The 19782-nt window shown below is 63.8% G+C and carries 18 protein-coding genes; 10 read left to right on the top strand and 8 right to left on the bottom strand.

Annotated elements, in window-relative coordinates; genetic code table 11:
• The first annotated feature begins 142 nt into the window (after positions 1-142).
• The 10 genes from IV088_RS15630 to nagZ all read left to right on the top strand — a co-directional run bounded on the left by IV088_RS15630 (position 143) and on the right by nagZ (position 10218).
• Complete coding sequence (locus tag IV088_RS15630) at positions 143-1531, top strand: DegQ family serine endoprotease (protein ID WP_291103892.1); 1389 nt, start codon at positions 143-145, stop codon at positions 1529-1531.
• Positions 1532-2063: 532 nt separating this feature from the next.
• Complete coding sequence (gene lepA, locus IV088_RS15625; RefSeq protein WP_291103890.1) at positions 2064-3872, top strand: translation elongation factor 4; 1809 nt, start codon at positions 2064-2066, stop codon at positions 3870-3872.
• An 11-nt stretch (positions 3873-3883) separates the two neighbouring features.
• Entirely contained in the window at positions 3884-4852 is a 969-nt protein-coding gene (lepB, locus tag IV088_RS15620; RefSeq protein WP_291103977.1) for a signal peptidase I, read from the top strand.
• 27 nt (positions 4853-4879) lie between these two features.
• Complete coding sequence (locus tag IV088_RS15615) at positions 4880-5227, top strand: DUF4845 domain-containing protein (RefSeq protein ID WP_291103887.1); 348 nt, start codon at positions 4880-4882, stop codon at positions 5225-5227.
• A 43-nt stretch (positions 5228-5270) separates the two neighbouring features.
• Complete coding sequence (gene rnc / locus IV088_RS15610; protein ID WP_291103884.1) at positions 5271-5981, top strand: ribonuclease III; 711 nt, start codon at positions 5271-5273, stop codon at positions 5979-5981.
• Between the two features lie 34 nt (positions 5982-6015).
• Positions 6016-7062, top strand: coding sequence for a GTPase Era (era, locus tag IV088_RS15605; RefSeq protein ID WP_291103881.1), 1047 nt, complete (start codon positions 6016-6018; stop codon positions 7060-7062).
• Between the two features lie 18 nt (positions 7063-7080).
• The gene (gene recO / locus IV088_RS15600; RefSeq protein WP_291103878.1) at positions 7081-7881 is read left to right on the top strand and encodes a DNA repair protein RecO; all 801 of its coding nucleotides are present in this window, start codon (positions 7081-7083) and stop codon (positions 7879-7881) included.
• A complete protein-coding gene (locus IV088_RS15595; protein WP_291103875.1) occupies positions 7878-8660 on the top strand; it encodes a pyridoxine 5'-phosphate synthase in 783 nt (260 codons plus the stop codon). Before recO ends, IV088_RS15595 begins: the two co-directional genes overlap by 4 nt.
• 8 nt (positions 8661-8668) lie before the next feature.
• Positions 8669-9112, top strand: a complete 444-nt coding sequence (gene acpS / locus IV088_RS15590; protein ID WP_291103872.1) for a holo-ACP synthase — start codon at positions 8669-8671, stop codon at positions 9110-9112.
• Positions 9113-9126: 14 nt separating this feature from the next.
• Positions 9127-10218, top strand: a complete 1092-nt coding sequence (nagZ, locus tag IV088_RS15585) for a beta-N-acetylhexosaminidase (RefSeq protein ID WP_291103869.1) — start codon at positions 9127-9129, stop codon at positions 10216-10218.
• Between the two features lie 76 nt (positions 10219-10294).
• On the opposite strand, the gene IV088_RS15580 is transcribed toward nagZ, so the two are convergent.
• The 8 genes from IV088_RS15580 to asd form a co-directional block, all read right to left on the bottom strand.
• Positions 10295-10972, bottom strand: a complete 678-nt coding sequence (locus IV088_RS15580; protein ID WP_291103866.1) for an LON peptidase substrate-binding domain-containing protein — start codon at positions 10970-10972, stop codon at positions 10295-10297.
• Complete coding sequence (accD, locus tag IV088_RS15575) at positions 10969-11847, bottom strand: acetyl-CoA carboxylase, carboxyltransferase subunit beta (protein WP_236964323.1); 879 nt, start codon at positions 11845-11847, stop codon at positions 10969-10971. Before accD ends, IV088_RS15580 begins: the two co-directional genes overlap by 4 nt.
• A 51-nt stretch (positions 11848-11898) precedes the next feature.
• Complete coding sequence (gene trpA, locus IV088_RS15570) at positions 11899-12708, bottom strand: tryptophan synthase subunit alpha (RefSeq protein WP_291103863.1); 810 nt, start codon at positions 12706-12708, stop codon at positions 11899-11901.
• Positions 12705-13994, bottom strand: a complete 1290-nt coding sequence (gene trpB, locus IV088_RS15565; protein ID WP_291103861.1) for a tryptophan synthase subunit beta — start codon at positions 13992-13994, stop codon at positions 12705-12707. The genes trpA and trpB overlap by 4 nt, the downstream gene beginning before the upstream one ends.
• Before the next feature lie 49 nt (positions 13995-14043).
• Positions 14044-14721: a phosphoribosylanthranilate isomerase gene (locus IV088_RS15560; RefSeq protein WP_291103974.1), complete on the bottom strand. Its 678-nt coding sequence runs from the start codon at positions 14719-14721 to the stop codon at positions 14044-14046.
• A gap of 95 nt (positions 14722-14816) precedes the next feature.
• Positions 14817-15638, bottom strand: coding sequence for a tRNA pseudouridine(38-40) synthase TruA (gene truA, locus IV088_RS15555; protein ID WP_291103858.1), 822 nt, complete (start codon positions 15636-15638; stop codon positions 14817-14819).
• A gap of 29 nt (positions 15639-15667) precedes the next feature.
• On the bottom strand, positions 15668-18346 hold the full coding sequence (locus tag IV088_RS15550; RefSeq protein WP_291103855.1) for a FimV/HubP family polar landmark protein: 2679 nt from the start codon (positions 18344-18346) through the stop codon (positions 15668-15670).
• A gap of 182 nt (positions 18347-18528) precedes the next feature.
• Positions 18529-19662 (bottom strand): aspartate-semialdehyde dehydrogenase, encoded by a 1134-nt coding sequence (gene asd / locus IV088_RS15545; RefSeq protein WP_291103852.1) that lies wholly within the window; start codon positions 19660-19662, stop codon positions 18529-18531.
• Between the last annotated feature and the right edge of the window lie 120 nt (positions 19663-19782).

Here is a 19782-nt window from a genome sequence, read left to right as displayed (position 1 = left end):
AGTGCGGGGGGGCGTGGGACCTTTGCTTGAACCCTGGTCTTTGAAAAGGATGAACATGAACCGTGCACCCTTGCGACACCGCCGCGCCGTACAGGCTTTTCTGACGTCGGTTTTCATAGGGACTTGCGCTGGCACGTTGTCGATGTTGCCTGTGCCTGCCATGGCCCAGGCGGTACGCGGGTTGCCCGACTTCACCGAACTGGTGGAGCAGGTGGGACCCTCTGTGGTGAACATCCGGACACTGGAGCGATCCAGCGCCGAAGCAGGCGCTGGCAATGCCGATGAGCAGATGCTGGAGTTCTTCAAACGCTTCGGCATTCCGGTGCCGCCGGGGGTCACGCCGCGTGGGCCGCGCCAGGAACGCAATCCCAATGAAGAGGCCCAACCGCGGGGCGTGGGGTCGGGTTTCATCCTCAGCACCGATGGTCTGATCATGACGAACGCCCATGTGGTGGATGGAGCCGACGAACTGGTGGTCACCCTGCCCGACAAGCGCGAGTTCAAGGCGCGTGTGGTCGGTGCGGACAAGCGCACCGACGTGGCCGTGGTGAAGATCGAGGCCAGTGGACTGAGTGCGGTCAGGATCGGTGACGTGAGTCGCCTGAAGGTGGGCGAGTGGGTCATGGCCATCGGTTCCCCGTTCGGGCTGGAGAACACCGTGACAGCCGGCATTGTGAGCGCCAAGAAGCGCGACACCGGTGACTTTCTGCCTTTCATCCAGACCGATGTGGCCATCAACCCGGGCAACTCGGGTGGGCCTTTGATCAACATGCGCGGGGAGGTGGTGGGCATCAACAGCCAGATCTATTCCCGATCGGGTGGATTCCAGGGCATTTCCTTCGCGATTCCGATCGATGAGGCCGTGCGCGTGTCCGACCAGTTGCGCTCCAGCGGGCGCGTGACGCGGGGGCGCATCGGTGTGCAGATCGACCAAGTGAGCAAAGAGGTCGCCGAGTCGCTCGGTCTGGGTCAGCCCAAGGGCGCGTTTGTGCGAGGGGTGGAGCCCAACTCGCCCGCGGCGAAGGCGGGTCTGGAGCCGGGCGACATCATTCTCAAATTCGATGGCCGTGACATCGAAAAGTCGGTGGACCTGCCTCGTCTGGTGGGCAACACGCGTCCCGGCAGCAAAAGCTCGGTAACGGTGTTCCGGCGCGGCAGTCAGCGAGAGCTGTCCATCACCGTGGTGGAGCTGGAGCCTGAGCGTGCCGAGCGCAAACCGACCGCTCCTGAGAAGCCTCCGGCGGCGTCTGGCGCTGTGCCTTCGTTGGGTTTGACGCTGGCCGATCTCAGTGCCACTCAGAAGAAGGAGATCAATGTCAAAGGTGGTGTGAGAGTGGAAACCGCCGAGGGCGCTTCTGCGCGCGCGGGCCTTCGAGAGGGCGATGTGATCGTCGCGGTGGCCAACACCGAGGTCGGGAGCGTCAAGGAGCTTGAGGCGGTGCTCGCCCGTCTGGACAAATCGAAGCCGATCAATGTGCTGTTTCGTCGTGGAGACTGGGCCCAGTACGCGGTGATACGTCCTCCACGCTGAGCGTTCGACAAAGCTCGAAACCACCCCAGCAAGCGCGAATAACCCCTTGTCTGGATTGGGATTGATGGTTGTTTTTTTGCAGCGATCGTATTCCCACAGCCCCTCGGTGGCGCCGTTGCCACAGTCTTTTAACCCGAAAAGTTGGTGAACGCTCACAGCACTCTTGGGGCTGTTGACCGAATTGGATAAAATCTTTGGGTTTTGGATGGTATTGCGGTGGCGAACGCCCTTCTCGGTTCACCATGTGGGAGCCGATCCGACCACCGCGTATCCGTCCACAGCTGGTTCACACGGTGCCCGGTTTTCTTGTGGATTTTCTGTGGACAAGTTGTGCGTTGCTGCATTGCAACAAGTGGCTGCGAGTGGTTCCAGGGTGTGCATCCCGGGCTTTTTGCCTACAATGAAACCCCAACTATCGCAGTTGCCATTGATTGTTGGTTACGGGCGCGTCAGCAGCTGACGCGCCCTTTTTTATGGCCGCTCGTTCCTGCTCGGAACCGCGGTTTTCCCCAGTGTTTGAGCCGCTCTCCTGATGAATCACATCCGCAATTTTTCGATCATCGCGCACATCGACCATGGCAAGTCCACGCTCGCCGATCGCATCATTTCCCTCTGTGGCGGCCTCTCCGATCGCGAGATGAGCGAGCAGGTGCTCGACTCGATGGACATCGAGAAGGAGCGCGGCATCACCATCAAGGCCCAGACCGCTGCACTCAAGTACAAAGCGCGTGATGGGCAGGTCTACAACCTCAATCTGATCGACACGCCTGGCCACGTTGACTTCTCCTACGAGGTGTCGCGCTCGCTATCGGCGTGCGAAGGCGCGCTGCTGGTGGTGGATGCCAGCCAGGGCGTTGAAGCCCAGACCGTGGCCAACTGCTACACCGCGCTCGAGCTCGGTGTGGAGGTGGTTCCCGTGCTCAACAAGATGGATCTACCCAACGCCGATCCCGAGAACGCGAAGAGCGAGATTGAGGATGTGATCGGCATCGATGCCACCGACGCCATTCCCTGCTCGGCCAAGACCGGCATGGGCGTCGAAGACATCCTTGAGGCGGTGGTCGCGCGCATTCCCCACCCCAAGGGCAACCCCGACGCGCCACTGCGCGCCATGATCGTGGACAGCTGGTACGACGCCTATGTGGGCGTGGTGATGCTGGTGCGCGTGGTCGACGGGCACCTGCTCAAGGGCGAGCGCTTCAAGATGATGGCGACCAACACGGTCTACAACGCCGACAGCATGGGCGTGTTCACGCCGGGCAACGAGCCCCGCGAGTCGCTGCAAGCCGGCGAGGTGGGCTACGTTATTGCGGGCATCAAGGAACTGCAGGCGGCCAAGGTGGGCGACACCATCACCCTGGAAAAGAAGCTGCCCAACAACGCGGGCCCGGCCACAGAAGCCTTGCCTGGCTTCAAGGAAGTACAGCCCCAGGTGTTTGCCGGCCTGTACCCGACCGAAGCCAACCAGTACGACTCTCTGCGCGACGCGCTGGAAAAGCTCAAGCTCAACGACGCTTCGCTGCAATACGAGCCGGAGGTGTCGCAAGCGCTGGGCTTTGGCTTCCGCTGCGGCTTCCTGGGCCTGCTGCACATGGAGATCGTGCAGGAACGGCTGGAGCGCGAGTTCGATCAGGACCTCATCACGACCGCGCCGAGTGTTGTGTATCAGGTGGCCAAGCCCGACGGCGAAGTCATCATGGTGGAGAACCCGTCCAAGATGCCCGATCAAGGTCGGCTGGAAGAGATCCGCGAGCCCATCGTCACCGTACATCTGTACATGCCGCAGGAATACGTGGGCGCGGTCATGACCCTGGCGAACCAGAAGCGCGGCCTGCAGCTCAACATGGCCTACCACGGCAAGCAGGTCATGCTGACCTACGACATGCCGCTGGGCGAAATCGTGCTCGATTTTTTCGACAAGCTCAAATCGGTGAGCCGTGGTTACGCCTCCATGGACTACGAGTTCAAGGAGTACCGCGCGGCCGATGTGGTGAAGGTGGACATCCTGCTCAACGGTGAGAAGGTCGATGCCCTGTCCATCATCGTGCACCGCTCGCAATCGCAATACCGGGGCCGTGCCGTGGTCGCCAAGATGCGCGAGATCATCAGCCGCCAGATGTTCGACGTGGCGATCCAGGCCGCCATCGGTGGCAACGTGATCGCACGCGAGACCATCAAGGCGCTGCGCAAGAACGTGCTGGCAAAATGCTACGGCGGCGACATCAGCCGCAAACGCAAACTCCTTGAAAAACAGAAAGCGGGCAAGAAGCGCATGAAACAGATCGGTTCGGTTGAAGTGCCCCAAGAGGCCTTTCTTGCCATCTTGCAGGTGGATGACTGATGCAATCCACGATGAGCGCGATCACCGCCGTGGTCCTGGCGGCGTTTGCCGCGTACGCCGCTGCATTCTTCTTTGGCGTGGTTGAAGGCAACTTCGCGTTGCTGTTGATGGTGGCCACGGCCATCACCGGGCTGTACTGGCTGGCCGAACGATTTTTCTTCCTGCCACGGCGACGTCGCGATGCCCAGCAGCTGCTGGAGGCGCAAAACGAACGCTCTGCGGCCTTGGCGCAACAAGGCTTTGCGCAAGCCGGAGCGCAGGACATCGCCTCTGCCCGCCAGAAGCTGCTGATGCAGCCTTGGTGGCTGGACTGGACGGCGGGCCTGTTTCCGGTGATTCTGGCGGTGTTCGTGCTGCGCAGCTTCCTGTTTGAGCCGTTCAAGATCCCGTCCGGTTCCATGATTCCCACCTTGCGGGTGGGCGACCTGATCCTGGTGAACAAGTTTCACTATGGCGTGCGGTTGCCGGTGTTCAACAACAAGGTGCTGGCCAACAACGAGCCCCAACGCGGCGATGTGATGGTGTTCCGCTATCCACCACAGCCCAGCCTGGACTACATCAAGCGAGTGATCGGTGTGCCGGGGGACGAGGTCGCCTACCTCAACAAGCGCCTTACCATCAACGGGCAGCCGGTGCAGCGCAGCAACCAGCCCGATTTCTTCGACGGCGAGCAGATGCGCTACACCAAGCAGTTTGGTGAGCAATTGGAAAACCGACGCTACAACACCCTGAACGATGACATGCGGTCGTCGTTTGTGTCGCCCATCGCGGACTTCCCGTTCCGTGACCAATGCCGGTATCCGGCGGACGGCGTGGTGTGCAAAGTTCCACAGGGCCACTATTTCATGATGGGCGACAATCGGGACAATTCACTCGATTCACGCTTCTGGGGCTTTGTGCCTGAGGCCAACATCGTGGGCAAGGCGTTTTTTGTCTGGATGAACTTTGGCGACCTGGGACGCATTGGTTCGTTTGATTGAACGTGGCAACTTCTGGAGGATGACGGCATGAAATTGAAGCAAAAGCAACGCGGCATGACGTTTTTTGGTTTGCTGATCGTGGGCATCTTGCTCGCCTTTGCGGGGGTGACGCTGGCTCGCATGGTGCCCACCTACATCGAATTCCTGGCGGTGCAAAAGGCGGTCCAGAAAGCGTCCACCGGAACCACCGTGGCCGAAGTCCGTACTTTGTTCGACAAGGCCGCACAGATCGACGACATCACGAGCATCTCGGGCAAGGACCTGGAAGTGGGCAAGCAGGGCGACCGGGTGGTGGTCTCCTTCAATTACACCCGTGAGATGCCCCTGATGGGACCGGCTTACCTGGTGATGAAATACGCGGGTTCATCGGAGTGAGACATTCGACGTTGATGGCATTGCGCATGCGGTGCTGCGGCCTTTGAGCCCGGAGTTGTTGGCGCTGCAGAAGCGCCTGGGGCACGAATTTGCCAATCCGCGATTGCTGGAGCGTGCGCTGACGCACCGCAGTTTTTCGTCCGACCACTATGAGCGCCTGGAGTTTCTGGGTGATTCGGTGCTGAATCTGGCCGTCTCGGGCCTCTTGTTCGAAAAACTCAGCCAGCTGCCCGAGGGCGATCTGTCGCGCGTGCGCGCCAATCTGGTCAAACAGGACACCCTGTTCCAGATCGCGTCTGTCCTGGGTCTGGCGGGCTGTCTGCGCCTGGGCGACGGTGAGAAGCGTTCGGGGGGGCACAAGCGACCGTCGATCCTGGCCGATGCGCTGGAAGCGGTGATCGGCGCCGTGTACCTGGACGCCGGTTTCGACCTCGCCGACGCTCTGGTGCGACGTCTGTACAGTGGTCTCGAACTCAATGCCCAGATGAGCGCCATGGGCAAAGACCCAAAGACCGAATTGCAGGAGTGGCTGCAGGCGCGCAAAATGAAGCTGCCGGTTTACCGCGTGGTGGCCACGCTCGGTGAAGCGCACAAGCAGACCTTTGATGTGGAATGCACCGTGACCGAGACGGGCCACAGCGAACGCGGTATCGGTGCCTCGCGCCGGGCGGGTGAGCAAGCTGCCGCCGCCGCCATGCTGCAGCATCTCACCGCTGGTGCCGCCCATGGCGGTGCCACCCCTTCTGCAGCCTGAACCGCTGTCTTCTTCGCCCCGATGTCCCGAACCCATGCCCCGCTCCAAAAAAAATCTGCCCACCGAGACCCTGCCCACCGCCAATGCCGAGCTGGATGCGATGCTGGCGCGTGCCTTGGGCAAAGGCGATGCGGCACCTGAAACCGGTACCGACGCGGATGACGCTGTTGAAGATGCCGCGCCTGAACCTGTGGACCTGACGCAGCAACGTTGCGGTTTTGTCGCCATCGTCGGCAAACCCAACGTGGGCAAGTCGACCCTGCTGAATGCCCTGGTCGGCCAGAAGATCAGCATCACCTCGCGCAAGGCGCAGACCACGCGCCACCGTATCACCGGCTACCGCACCCAGGGCGCCAGTCAGTTCGTGTTTGTGGACACGCCCGGTTTCCAGACCCGCCATGGCAACGCGCTCAATCGCTCGCTGAACAAAACCGTGCTGGGGGCGGTGAACGACGTCGATCTGATCCTTTTTGTGGTCGAGGCAGGACAGTTCAATCAGGCCGATGCCAAGGTGCTGGACCTGTTGCCGGCGAACGTGCCCGCTGTGTTGCTGGCCAACAAGTTTGACTTGGTGCACCGCCGTGGTGACCTGGCGCCCTGGCTGGCATCGATGCAGGCGCGGCACGCGTTCGCCGAGTTCGTGCCGATGTCGGCCAAGAACTCCCGCGATGTTCAACGCCTGTTTGGCATCTGCGAAAAATACCTGCCGCTGCAACCCTGGATGCACGATCCGGAAGAGCTCACCGACCGCAGCGAGCGCTTCATGGCGAGCGAGATGGTGCGTGAAAAGCTCTTTCGCCTGACCGGTGACGAGCTGCCCTACACCTCGACCGTGATCATCGACAAGTTCGAGCAAGAGGGCCAGCTCAAGCGCATCGCGGCCACCATCGTGGTCGAGCGCGAGGGCCACAAGGGCATGGTGATCGGCGACAAGGGCGAGAAGCTCAAACGCATCGGCACCGAAGCGCGGCAGGAGCTGGAAAAGCTCTGGGACTGCAAGGTGTTCCTGGAGCTGTGGGTGAAGGTGCGCTCGGGCTGGGCCGACGATGATGCGCGCGTGCGCTCGTTTGGCTACGAGTGAAGCGCCCCTGAGCCAACCATGGCCACGCGCCGGTTTTCTGAAGAGCCCGCATTCGTCCTGCACCGCTACGACTGGAGCGAGTCCAGCCTGATCCTGGAGGTGTTTGCCCGCCACCATGGCCGCATTGCGCTGGTGGCCAAAGGGGTGAAGAAGCCCACCTCCCAGTTCCGCCCCGTGTTGCTGCCGTTGCAGCCGCTGCACCTGAGCTGGGGCGGAGATACCGAGGTGCGCACGCTTAAGGCCGCGCAGTGGCAAGGGGGCCATGTCATGCCCACCGGCGAGGCGCTGCTGTCGGGCAGCTACCTCAACGAGCTGCTGATGCGCTTGCTCGCGCGGGACGATCCGCACGCCAGCCTGTACGACCACTACGCGCTGGCTGTGCAGCTGCTGGCCGAGCGGGCCGATGCCCAGCAGCTGATCCTGCGGGCGTTCGAATTGCTGTTGTTGCGCGACATCGGCTTGCTGCCCGACCTGTCGACCGAAGGCAATACGCTGGCCGTCTTGCAGGATGAGCAACCCTATGTGCTGAGCCCAGAAGGCGGCCTGCGCGCGGCCCATGGTGACGACGTCCATGTGCTGTCGGGCGAGCAGTGGAGGTCGCTGCAGACGGCCATGGACGAGGCCGATCCCTTCATCGCCACATTGCGCGCCTGCGCGGGCTGCCAGCAGGCCCTGCAGCCGCAGTTGCGCCAGCTGCTGCACTACCATAGCGGCGTTCGGGTGTTCAAGACACGCCAGTTGATGCTGGACATGCAGGCCATGAGCCGCCCGCGTGTGGCACCCGAACCCAGCCCAACCCACTTCCAGGCGTTGTCATGACCACGGCCCCTTCCCGATCCCACCGCACCGCGTTGTCCGTCAACCTCAACAAGGTGGCGTTGGTGCGCAACACGCGGCACCTGGGCATCCCGTCCGTCACGCGCGCGGCCACGCTGTGCCTGCAGGCCGGGGCGCGCGGCATCACCGTGCACCCGCGGCCCGATGAGCGCCACATCCGCCGCCACGACGTGCTCGACCTGGCCGAGCTGCTTCAAGCCTGGCCCGACCGCGAATACAACATCGAGGGCAACCCGTTTCACAACCTGATGGACGTGGCCCGAGAGGTCAAGTCGCGTGGTCTGCCGCTGCACCAGCTGACCCTGGTGCCTGACAGCGAAGGCCAGTTCACCAGCGACCACGGATGGAGCTTTCCGCAGGATGCCGAGCGCCTGCGCCCGCTGATTGACGAGGCCCACGCGCTGGGTGTGCGCGTGAGCCTGTTCATGGATGCCGAGGCCGACCAGATGGCCGGGGCCAGGGCCGTGGGCGCCGACCGCGTGGAGCTCTACACCGAGCCCTATGCCGCCGCATGGTTCACACCGCAGCGCGCGGCGCAGCTCGAACGCTTTCGCGCCGCGGCGCAGGCAGCGCTGGACACGGGCCTGGGCGTGAACGCCGGACACGACCTGAACCGCGACAACCTCACCGCGTTCCTGCGCACCGTGCCGGGTGTGAGCGAGGTGTCGATTGGTCACGCGCTGATCGCCGACGCGCTGGAGCTGGGCTACGCCGCCACCATCGCCGACTACAACCGCTGCATGACCGACGCATTCGCCTGAACCGCAACATGATCTACGGCATTGGCACCGACATCTGCGACATCCGCCGTGTGGAGGCGACCTGGCAGCGCCAGGGCGAGCGCTTTGTGCGCAAGGTGCTGACCGATGCCGAATTCGCCGTCTGGCAAACCCGCAGCGCTCGCTGGACACAGCGCGGTCTGCGTTACCTGGCCACCCGTTTTTCGGCCAAGGAAGCGTTCTCCAAGGCCATCGGGATGGGCATGCGCATGCCCATGACCTGGCGAAGCTGCGAGATCACCAACCTGCCCAGCGGCCAACCACTCATTGTGTTGCACGGCGATCTCAAGACCTGGTTCGAGGCACAGGGCTTGCGGGCTCATGTGACCGTGACCGACGAAACCGACTACGCCGCCAGCTTCGTGGTGGTGGAGACATCGGGCCCCCCAGCGGACGCCCGCTTTGCCTCGGGGCGGCCCGGCGAAGACACCTGACAGATTCACGACCTATGTTTGCTCACGCTCCCCTCATCATCGACGTCGCCGGCCACAGCCTCACCACCGACGAACGCCGACGCCTCGCACATCCGCTGGTGGGTGGTGTGATCCTGTTTGCCCGCAACTGGCAAGACCGTGCCCAGCTGACCCGCCTGTGCCGCCAGATCAAGGCCGTGCGGGCCGATCTGCTGATCTCGGTGGACCACGAGGGCGGTCGCGTGCAGCGCTTTCGAACGGATGGTTTCACCCATCTGCCGCCGATGGCCGCGCTGGGAGCCTTGTGGATGCAGGCTCCCCGCAAGGGTGAGGTGGAGGGGGCTCCGGCCCTTCGCGCCACCAATGCCGCCGTCGCCACCGGGTATGTGCTGGGTGCCGAGCTGCGCGCCTGTGGCGTGGACCTGAGCTTCACCCCGGTGCTCGATCTGGACCACGGCGACAGCTCGGTGATCGGGGACCGTGCCATCGCGCGCGATCCGCGCGTGGTGACGCTGCTGGCGCAGGCGTTGATGCTTGGTCTGCAGCAAAGCGGCATGGGCAACTGCGGCAAACACTTCCCCGGCCACGGTTTTGTGAAGGCCGACTCGCACCTGGCGATCCCGGTGGACCGGCGCAGCCTCAAGGCCATTCTTGCCGACGACGCGGCGCCTTACGGCTGGCTCTCCAGCAGTCTGCTGGCGGTGATGCCGGCGCACGTGATCTACCCCAAGGTGGACCCGCAACCCGCCGGTTTCTCGAAGCGCTGGTTGCAGGACGTGTTGCGCCACCAGCTGGGCTTCACCGGCGCCATCTTCAGCGACGACCTGAGCATGGAGGCAGCGCGCCACATCGACGGGCGCGACGTGAGCTTCGCCGAGGCCGCGCTGGCGGCGCTCAACGCTGGGGGCGACATGGTGGTGTTGTGCAACCAGTCGGTGGTGGAAGGCGGTGCGCCGATCGACGCCGCCATCGAAGACCTCTCCAAAGCCGTGATCGAAGGGCGCTGGCAGCCCCATCCCGCCAGCGAGGAGCGCCGTCTGGCGCTGCTGCCGAGCGCTGCGGGGATGGACTGGGACACGCTGATGGTCAGCGAGCGCTACATGCGGGCGCTGGAATTGATTCCCTGACCCGCACCTGCGGTGTCTTGCTCCTCAAAGGGGGCAACCGTCGCGCCGCAGCGGAAGCCCCGGAGCGCCAGGAGACCTACCGCTCGACACCCAGCTTGTCGAGCAGATCCGAGATCAGCTCGAGCCTCAGCAGCGGGTTGTCAAGCGTCATCAGCCGGTGCTTGAGTTCGGCTGGCGCGGGCAAGAACTCGGCCCAACGGTTGGCGACCCAGCCACTGTCGTCCCACTGGTAGGGCGGTTGCAGGGGCAGTTCGTTCATGCCCTCGGGCTCGCGCTCCTGCAGGTTGTGCAGCAGGCGCTGCAGCGCGTCACGGGTGCTCGCCAGATCGGCCGGCACCGGCACCACCGGCTCAGCTTCGTCCAGCACCACGTCGCCCACCCACAGGCCGTGCGGCAACTGGTGGCTGGCGGTCACGTGAAAGCGCTGCAGACCCCGGCAGTGGATCACCATCAACCCCGGCTGTGGCCGTTCCAGCTGCTCGATGCGGGCCAGGGTGCCAGCGGGGAAGAAGGCCTCATGGGCGAAGCCGTCGCCACCAGGCGGTGCATCGGGGTCGATGCGGCGCACTTCACTGCCTTCGTGCAGGCACACCACGCCAAAGGGCGCGCCGGCCTTGTGGCAGCGGCTGATCATGTCCAGGTAACGCACCTCGAAGATGCGCAACGGCATCCAGCCGCCGGGGAACAGGACGGTCTGGAGCGGGAACAGGGGCAACTGGGTCAGCGTCAGTGGCGCCGACGGAACATCGCTCAATCGGCCACCACCGCGTCAGCGCTCTGGCGCTGCAGCATCGCCAGTGTGCTGGCCACGGTGTTGCGCAGCTCGCGCCGGTCGCAGATGAAGTCCACCGCACCCTTGGTGATCAGGAATTCGGCACGCTGGAAGCCTTCGGGCAGCTTCACGCGCACGGTGTTCTCGATCACGCGCGGGCCGGCGAAACCGATCAGCGCCTTGGGCTCGGCGATCACCACGTCGCCCACGAAGGCGAAGCCCGCCGACACGCCACCCATGGTGGGGTCGGTCAGCACGCTGATGTAAGGCAGCCCCTTCTTGGCCAGGCGGGTCAAGGACGCATTGGTCTTGGCCATCTGCATGAGCGAGAGCAGGCCTTCCTGCATGCGAGCGCCACCGGTGGCGGTGAAGCACAGGAAGGGCACTTTCTGCGCGATGGCCTCTTCGACACCGCGCACGAAGCGTTCGCCAACCACCGAGCCCATGGAGCCGCCCATGAAGTCGAACTCGAAACAGGCGACCACGAGGCTCATGCCTTGCACGGCCCCGCCCATGACGATCAGCGCGTCGGTCTCACCGGTGTTCTCCAGCGCTTCCTTGAGGCGCTCGGGGTACTTGCGGCTGTCCTTGAATTTCAGGGCGTCGACCGGCAGCACCTCTTGCGCGAGCTCGTAACGGCCTTCTGCATCGAGGAATGCGTTGAGGCGTGCACGCGCGCCGATGCGGTGGTGGTGGCTGCAGTGCGGGCAGACGTTCTGGTTCTTTTCCAGATCGGTCTTGTAGAGCACCGCTTCACAACTGGGGCACTTGATCCACAGGCCCTCGGGCACGCTGCGCCGCTCGGTCGGGTCGGTGTGGGTGATCTTGGGCGGTAGCAGTTTTTCGAGCCAGGACATGCGGGTCTCCTAGGAGGGGCCGGGCCTCGGTGGGCCGGCGAAGAAGCAGGATTATGCGTCGAGTGCTTTTCGGATGGTGCGCAGGAAATGGGCCGCGACCGTCACCACCTTTTCGTGCGGCTCGTTCTCGATCAGCTGGATGATCTTGCTGCCGATCACCACCGCATCGGCCGCCTTGCCGATGGCCTTGGCGGTCTCTGCATCGCGGATGCCGAAGCCCACACCGACCGGCACGTTCACGTGTGCGCGGATGCGTGGCAGCATGGCCTCGACCTGACCGACGTCCAGCGTGCCCGCGCCGGTCACGCCCTTCAGCGACACGTAGTACACGTAGCCGCTGGCCACCCGCGCCACCTGGGCCATGCGCTCGTCGGTGGAGGTGGGGGCCAGCAGGAAGATCAGGTCCATGTGGGCGGCACGCAGCGCGGCGGCGAACTCTTCGCACTCTTCGGGTGGGTAGTCCACCACCAGCACGCCGTCCACACCCGCCGCCGAGGCGTCGCGAACGAAGCTGCCCGTGCCGTGCTTCTGGTCGTAGCGCTCGATCGGGTTGGCGTAACCCATCAGCACCACCGGCGTGTTGGCGTTGCGCTCGCGGAAGGTCTTCACCATGGCGATGACCTGCGCCAGGCCGATGCCCAGCGCCAGCGCCCGGTCACCGGCCTTCTGGATCACCGGGCCATCGGCCGACGGGTCGGAGAACGGCACGCCCAGCTCGATCACGTCGGCGCCAGATTCCACCATGCCGTGCATGAGGTCGGGCGTGATGTCAGCGTAGGGGAAGCCGGCGGTGACGAAGGGAATCAGGGCCTTGCGGCCTTGCGCCTGGAGGTCGATGAAGGTTTTTTCAATGCGGCTCATTTGGTCACCTTGATGGTGGCGGTCTCCATGCCGCCTTTGACCGACTGCCCGCGGCAGCTCGGTCGGCAATAGAAATCGGCGTTCGACAGGTCGGCCACGGTGCCAATGTCCTTGTCACCCCGGCCTGAGAGGTTGACCAGGATCGACTGGTCCTTACGCATGGTCTTGGCCAGCTTCATGGCGTAGGCCACGGCGTGGCTGGATTCGAGCGCGGGAATGATGCCTTCGGTGCGGCACAGGTAGTGGAAGGCGTCCAGTGCTTCCTGGTCAGTGATGCCGACGTATTCGGCGCGGCCGATGTCCTTCAGGAACGCGTGCTCGGGGCCGACACCGGGGTAGTCCAGACCGGCGCTCACGCTGTGCGTTTCGGTGACCTGGCCGTTGTCGTCCTGCAGCACGTAGGTGCGGTTGCCGTGCAGCACGCCCGGGCTGCCTTTTTGCAACGAGGCCGAGTGTTTGCCGCTTTCCAGGCCTTCACCCGCCGCTTCCACGCCGATCAGGCGCGTCGTGGCATGGTCGATGTAGGGGTAGAAGATGCCCATGGCGTTGCTGCCACCGCCCACGCAGGCGACCACGGCATCGGGCTGTTCGCCGGTGCAGCCCGCGGCCTTGAGCATCTCGGGCATCTGCACCAGGCACTCGTTGCCGATCACGCTCTGGAAGTCCCGCACCATCATCGGGTAGGGGTGCGGGCCGGCCACGGTGCCGATGATGTAGAAGGTGTTGTCCACGTTGGCGACCCAGTCGCGCATGGCTTCGTTGAGTGCGTCCTTCAACGTCTTGCTGCCGCTCTCCACCGGCACCACGGTCGCGCCCAGCAGCTTCATCCGGTAGACGTTGGGGCTTTGGCGTTTCACGTCCTCGCTGCCCATGTAGACCACGCATTCCAGACCGTAGCGGGCGCAAATGGTGGCCGTTGCCACGCCGTGTTGGCCGGCGCCGGTCTCGGCGATCACTCGAGGTTTGCCCATGCGCTTGGCGAGCATGGCCTGGCCGATGGTGTTGTTGACCTTGTGCGCGCCGGTGTGGTTCAAGTCTTCGCGCTTGAGGAAGATCTGCGCACCGCCTTGCTCGCGGCTCATGCGTGCAGCGTGGTAGACCGGTGAAGGGCGGCCGACGAAGTGCGCGAGTTCGCTCTGGAATTCAGCGAGGAACTCGGGGTCGTGCTGGTACTTCGCGTACGCGGCCTTCAGTTCGTTGATGGCGTGGGTGAGTGTCTCGCTCACGAAACTGCCACCGTAGATGCCGAAATGGCCGCGGGCGTCGGGTTGCTGGTAGGTGTCCATGGGGGTGTCTCGGTTCAAGGGCCCGGGCGGCCCTGGAACAGGCCACCACTCAGGCAGATAACTGGAGGTCGGCCGCGCGCACGGCGGCGACGAATGCGTGGATCTTGTCGGCGTCCTTGATGCCTTTCGACACCTCGACGCCGGAACTCACGTCAACGGCCCAAGGCCGTACGCGGCTGATGCCATCGGTCACGTTTGCAGGCGTGAGTCCACCAGACAAAACGAGGCGAGAGCTGGCGTTTAGAAGCGGATGTGACCAAGGGAAAGCGTTCCAGTCGAAGGATTGACCCCCGCCGCCAAAACCCTCGACATGGGCGTCGAGCAACACAGCTTGGGCGGCGGCAAAGTCTTGGGCGTATTTTAGGAGATCAAAGCCTGCCCCGGCAGGGCCGGTGGGTATGCGCGCCGCGCGCACGAAAGGGCGCCCCGCGGCCAAACAGTCGGTGGGTGTTTCGTCGCCGTGGAACTGCAGCAGGGCGTTGGGCACAGCCTCGGTGCCTTGCGCAATGAACGCCGGGCTGGCGTTCACAAACAGCAGCACCGGTGTGACGAAGGGCGGCAGGCGGAGTGCCAGTTCACCCGCGCGCTCTGGCGACACGAAGCGCGGGCTCTGCGGGAAAAGCACGAAGCCAATGGCATCCGCACCAGCCCGCACGGCCGCGTCCACGTCGGCCTCTCGGGTCAGTCCACAAATCTTGATGCGTGTTCGAAAGGGGGGCATGGACAGAAGTGACTCGTTCAATGACACCACGGAACCGGCTTTGTCGGGTCGCCCGTGTCGCTCCTGGCGGGTGACACCGCAGGCGGCGCGGGGGGAGAAAGCTAAGGCAACCAGTCAAAGGCGGGGGTGCGGGTGGGCAGGCCAAAAGCCTCATCGTAGACCGGGCCCAGGAAATACAGGCCATCGGGCGAAAACGTGGGCGCTGCGGCATCGCGGCTTTTGGCGGCGAGCACCTCGGTCATCCATGTCGCTGGGTACTTGCCACTGCCGATGGCGACCAGGCAGCCCATGATGTTGCGGATCATGTGGTGCAGAAAGGCCGAGGCTTCGAACTCGAAACGCCAATAGGCCCCACGCTTGGAAATGACGATGCGTGACATGCGTTTGACAGGGCTGTGGGCCTGACAGGAGGACGCCCGAAACGAAGTGAAATCGTGTTCGCCTTGCAGTACCTGAGCCGCCTGTTGCATGGCGTCCTGGTTCAGCGGGCGAAACACCCAGCCCACACGTCCGGCATCGACACTGGGGCGCACCGGGGACTCCAGCAGCACGTAGGCATAGCGCCTGGACAAGGCGCTGGCTCTAGCGTGGAAGCTTGCCGGCACTTGCCGTGCCCACTGCACCGAAATATCGGGAGGCAGAAACCGGTTGGTGCCACGGACCCAGGCGTTGTCCGGACGCTCAATCGGGCTGTCGAAGTGCACCACTTGCATCAGGCCATGAACGCCCGAATCGGTCCGGCCCGCGCACAGCGTTTGAATCGGGCCTTGCGCTGTGAACTGGGCCAGCGCCTGCTCCAGCCTGTCTTGAACAGTCAGGCCGCTGAGCTGGCTTTGCCAGCCTTCATATGCGCCGCCGTGGTAGCTCACGCCCAACGCGAGGCGCTGGGCGCCCGAAGGGCTGGCGATCTGGGGCGATGACAAGTGATGTGGCCAGCGATCCAGAAGCCTGGTCAGGCCAAGTCCGCCAGGAAACTTTTGGCTTTGGTTTTGAGGGTGCCAGAGGCATCCGCCAACACTTCTTCGGCCAACGACCGCGCCCCCTCCAGATCACCGATGGCACGGAACTCTTCGGCCAGAGACAGTTTGGTTTCCAGCGGACTTTCTGCACCGAACTCACCACCCGATGTGGCTTCCTGAGGTGATTTGGAGTTCAGGTCCAGGCTGAGTTCGCTCAGATCGAACGACATCAGTTCAGGTGCTGTCGTGGTCGCAGCTTTCGTCGGCGAACTCAGGTCCGCGGGGGCGGCCAAGCCAAACTCGGGCAACACCTCGCTGTCATCGAACGTCGGCAGCCCGTCTGTGGTCTGTGCTGTCGTGAAGGAAGGTGCCGTGAGTGGAATGGGTTCCGAGGGAAAGTCCAAGTCGAAGTCCATCGACCGGGAGTTGGACGCCTCGGTGGTCGACACGGGCGAAGATGTCAATGCATCGGTCTGAGAGAGGTCGTCCATGCCCGACACCTGCGAATCCCGCAGATCGGATGTGGCGGACAGGGGCGCGGGTCGAGACGCTTCCTCCAGTGTGACGTCCAGATCCAGATCGAGATCGCCACCAGAGGCATCGCCAGGTCTCGTGTTCTGAGACAGTGTGCTGTTGCCAAAAGGCATGGTGTTGAGCCCCATCGACACAGCCGCAGCCGCTCCGGGCTTGACGGCCGGACTGCCACCAGGCTGGTACAGGCCGTTGTTCGGGTCCAGCACCTTGCCCAGTTCGCAAGCATGCTCCCATTCGGGACCCTGACCCTGGGTCAGTCCGTATGCTTCGGTCGCAACGACTTCAAAGGCTCTTGCGTCACGGCGTTTGGCGTAAATTTCCAGGAGCTTGTTGTGGATGGCCACACGCGTGGGTGTGCTGCGCATCGCTTCTTTGAGGATCTCTTCGGCCTGAAGATCCCGTCCGTAGGCAAGGTAGACGTCGGCTTCTGCCACCGGATCCACATCGCCTGCCGCGTCGAGCTGGCTCGGCGAGTACACCATGGAAGAGCCAGAGGCCGCGGCCTCATTGGTGTCGATGCGTTGACCTCCACTGGACCCAAAGAACGAGTCAGGTTGCAACCGGCTTTCAAGGAAGGAGCTGTCGACACCCGCCCCCTTCTTTTTCTGTCGCATGCGGTAGAACGCCAGCCCGCCCAGCAAAGCCAGCAAGGCGCCGGCGCCGGGCAACACCATGGGGTTGCCCAGCAATTGGTCGAGAAAGGAAGGTTCTTCCGCAGGGGCTACAGGCGCCACCACGAGAGGTTTGGGCGCTGGTGCGGGTGCTGCCACCACTGGAGCTGGCGCTGGATCCGCTGCAGGCGCCACCGGTTCTGCCGCAGGCGCTGGCACCGGCGTTGTGGCGGGAGCCGGCGTGGCGACCACCGCCGGAACTTGTGGTGCAGGACTGGAGGCTGCAGCGGGCTTTGCTGGGCCGCTGCTGGCACCGCCGGCCGGTGCCGACGGGCCCAATTTGGCCAACTCGTCGATGTTCCGGGAGAGTTCTGCCACGCGGGTGGACGACTCTTTCGCTTGCCGTTCCTTGGCAATCTGGTCTTCTTTGGCACCTTGAGCCGCCACAGCACCCTTTGACAAGGTGAGCTTGTCCTGGGTCGCGGGCGCGGGCTTCTTGTCCTCAACCTCGGCCTGGACGCGGCCCGTGGCCTGGCGGTCGGCGGCAGCCACCGCAGCAGCTGGCACGGCGCCGGCGAGACGGCGGCGGAACTCATTGAAATCGCGGCTTTGGGCCGACACAATGCGACGCGCTTCGGTGGTCGATACCTCATTGGCAGCGGTCTCTGCCGGCAGATCCAGGATGGCTCCCGCCTTGATGCGGTTGATGTTGCCACCGATGAAGGCGTTCGGGTTGGCGCGCAACATGGCCACGAGCATCTGGTCCAGCGACGCATTGGCAGGGCGGTTCGCTGCGGCAATGCGCCCAGCGGTGTCCCCAGCCTGAATGCGAACCTGCTTGGATGAGGTGTCTGCCGAAGCTTCCGGCGCAGGGGCTGCGACGGGTTTGTCTGGCGTGGTGCGGGTCGGGGCTTTCGGCGTGGTGCTGGCCGCTGGCGGGGCCACGGAGACCACACCGGCCGCTGGTGCTGCCGCCTTTGCGGCGGCAGGGGCAGCCGTCGCCGGCTGGGCAGCCACACCAGCAGCCAGCGGTGCGGGCGCACTCTGCTGCAGCTTGGGTGGATCCAGCAGCAAGGTGTAGTCCCGGATCATCCTGCCCGACGCCCAGTTGGCCTCCAGCACCATGTCCACAAAGGGTTCGTTGACTGGCCTTGAGCCCACCAAGCTTAAGAAGGAGCGACCATCGGCACGCTTTTGCAGGTTGACCTGAATGCCGTTGAGTGCGGCGTTGTAGTCCATGCCCGCGGCGCGGAAGGCATCGATGGAGCCCAGGTTGACGCGCAGGCTGGCCGCTTCTTCGGGTGTGATTTCGAGGACTTCGACCTCGGCACGCAAGGGCTCCCCCAAGGACGACTGAATGGCAATGCGACCCAAGGCCAAGGCTTCTGCCTCGCCGTGATACAGAAAGGTGACGCACAGCAAAGCCGCGGCCGCAACCGCGTGCAACTTCGCTGGTCCACGCGGACCGGAGGTGCAAGGAGCGGTCACCGTCCTGAAAATAGGGGTTTGGCAGGTGGGATAGGGCACATGTACCTCAACGTAAAAAACCTAGAATTGACCTTAACATCAACGCATTACGGTGACAAGCTGAGAATCCGCTTGAGTTTCAAGGCCGGCCGTTGGTTGACCTGTCGGGCACCTTCGCGTTGCGGCTTCACAACGACAAAGCCGGCCCAAGGCCGGCTTTTTTGAAAAGCAACACTTAAGAGTTATTTGGCGTCGAGCAGAATGCGCAGCATGCGGCGCAGCGGCTCGGCGGCGCCCCACAGCAGTTGGTCGCCGATGGTGAAGGCCCCCACGTATTCCGGTCCCATCGCCAGCTTGCGGATGCGACCGACCGGGATGGTCATGGTGCCGGTCACCGCCACGGGCGTCAGGTCCTTGACGGTCGCTTCGCGGGTGTTGGGCACCACTTTGGCCCAGGGGTTGTCGGCGGCGATCATGGCCTCGATGTCGGCGACCGGAACGTCTTTCTTCAGCTTGAAGGTCAGGGCCTGGCTGTGGCAGCGCATGGCGCCCACTCGCACGCAGAAGCCGTCCACCGGAATGGCGGCCGAGCCGAAGCCTTCGCCCATACCGAGGATCTTGTTGGTTTCGGCCATGCCTTTCCACTCTTCCTTGGACATGCCGTTGCCCAGGTCCTTGTCGATCCAGGGGATCAACGAGCCGCCCAACGGCACGCCAAAGTTGGCGGTCTCGGCGCCGGTCAGCGCGCGCTGCTTGGCGATCACCTTGCGGTCGATCTCAAGGATGGCGCTCTTGGGGTCGTCCAGCAGTGCTTTGACTTCGGCGTTCAGCGTGCCGTACTGCGTTAGCAGTTCGCGCATGTGTTGGGCGCCACCGCCCGAAGCGGCCTGGTAGGTCTGGGTGCTCATCCATTCGACGAGACCTGCCTTGTAGAGTGCGCCCACGCCCATGAGCATGCAGCTCACGGTGCAGTTGCCGCCGACCCAGTTCTTGCCACCCTTGGCCAAGGCGTCCTTGATCACCGGCATGTTGACCGGGTCCAGGATGATGACGGCGTCTTGTTCCATGCGCAGGGTGGAGGCAGCATCGATCCAGTGGCCGTTCCAGCCGGCGGCGCGCAGCTTGGGGAACACCTCGGAGGTGTAGTCACCGCCCTGGGCCGTGATGATGATGTCGCAGCGCTGAAGGGCGGCGATGTCGTGCGCGTCCTGCAGCGTGGTCTCGTTCTTGGCCATCGCGGGGGCTTTGCCGCCGGCGTTGGAGGTGGAGAAGAACAGCGGCTCGATCAGGTCGAAGTCTTTTTCCTCGACCATGCGATCCATCAACACCGAGCCGACCATGCCGCGCCAGCCGACCAAACCAACCAACTTGCTCATTTCAAACGCCCTTTCAAGTAGATAAACAGGTCCAGACCAGACCGACTTGCCCGGCTCGTCTGGCCGGGGAGGGCGCACGACGAACCAGGCTGGATCAGCCCTTAATGGTCGTGGTTTTGA

The organism is Hydrogenophaga sp., from assembly GCF_018780075.1.
Taxonomy (GTDB): domain Bacteria; phylum Pseudomonadota; class Gammaproteobacteria; order Burkholderiales; family Burkholderiaceae_C; genus Hydrogenophaga.
Note: the sequence above shows the minus strand (reverse complement) of the source record. Positions and strands in the feature narration are given on the sequence as shown.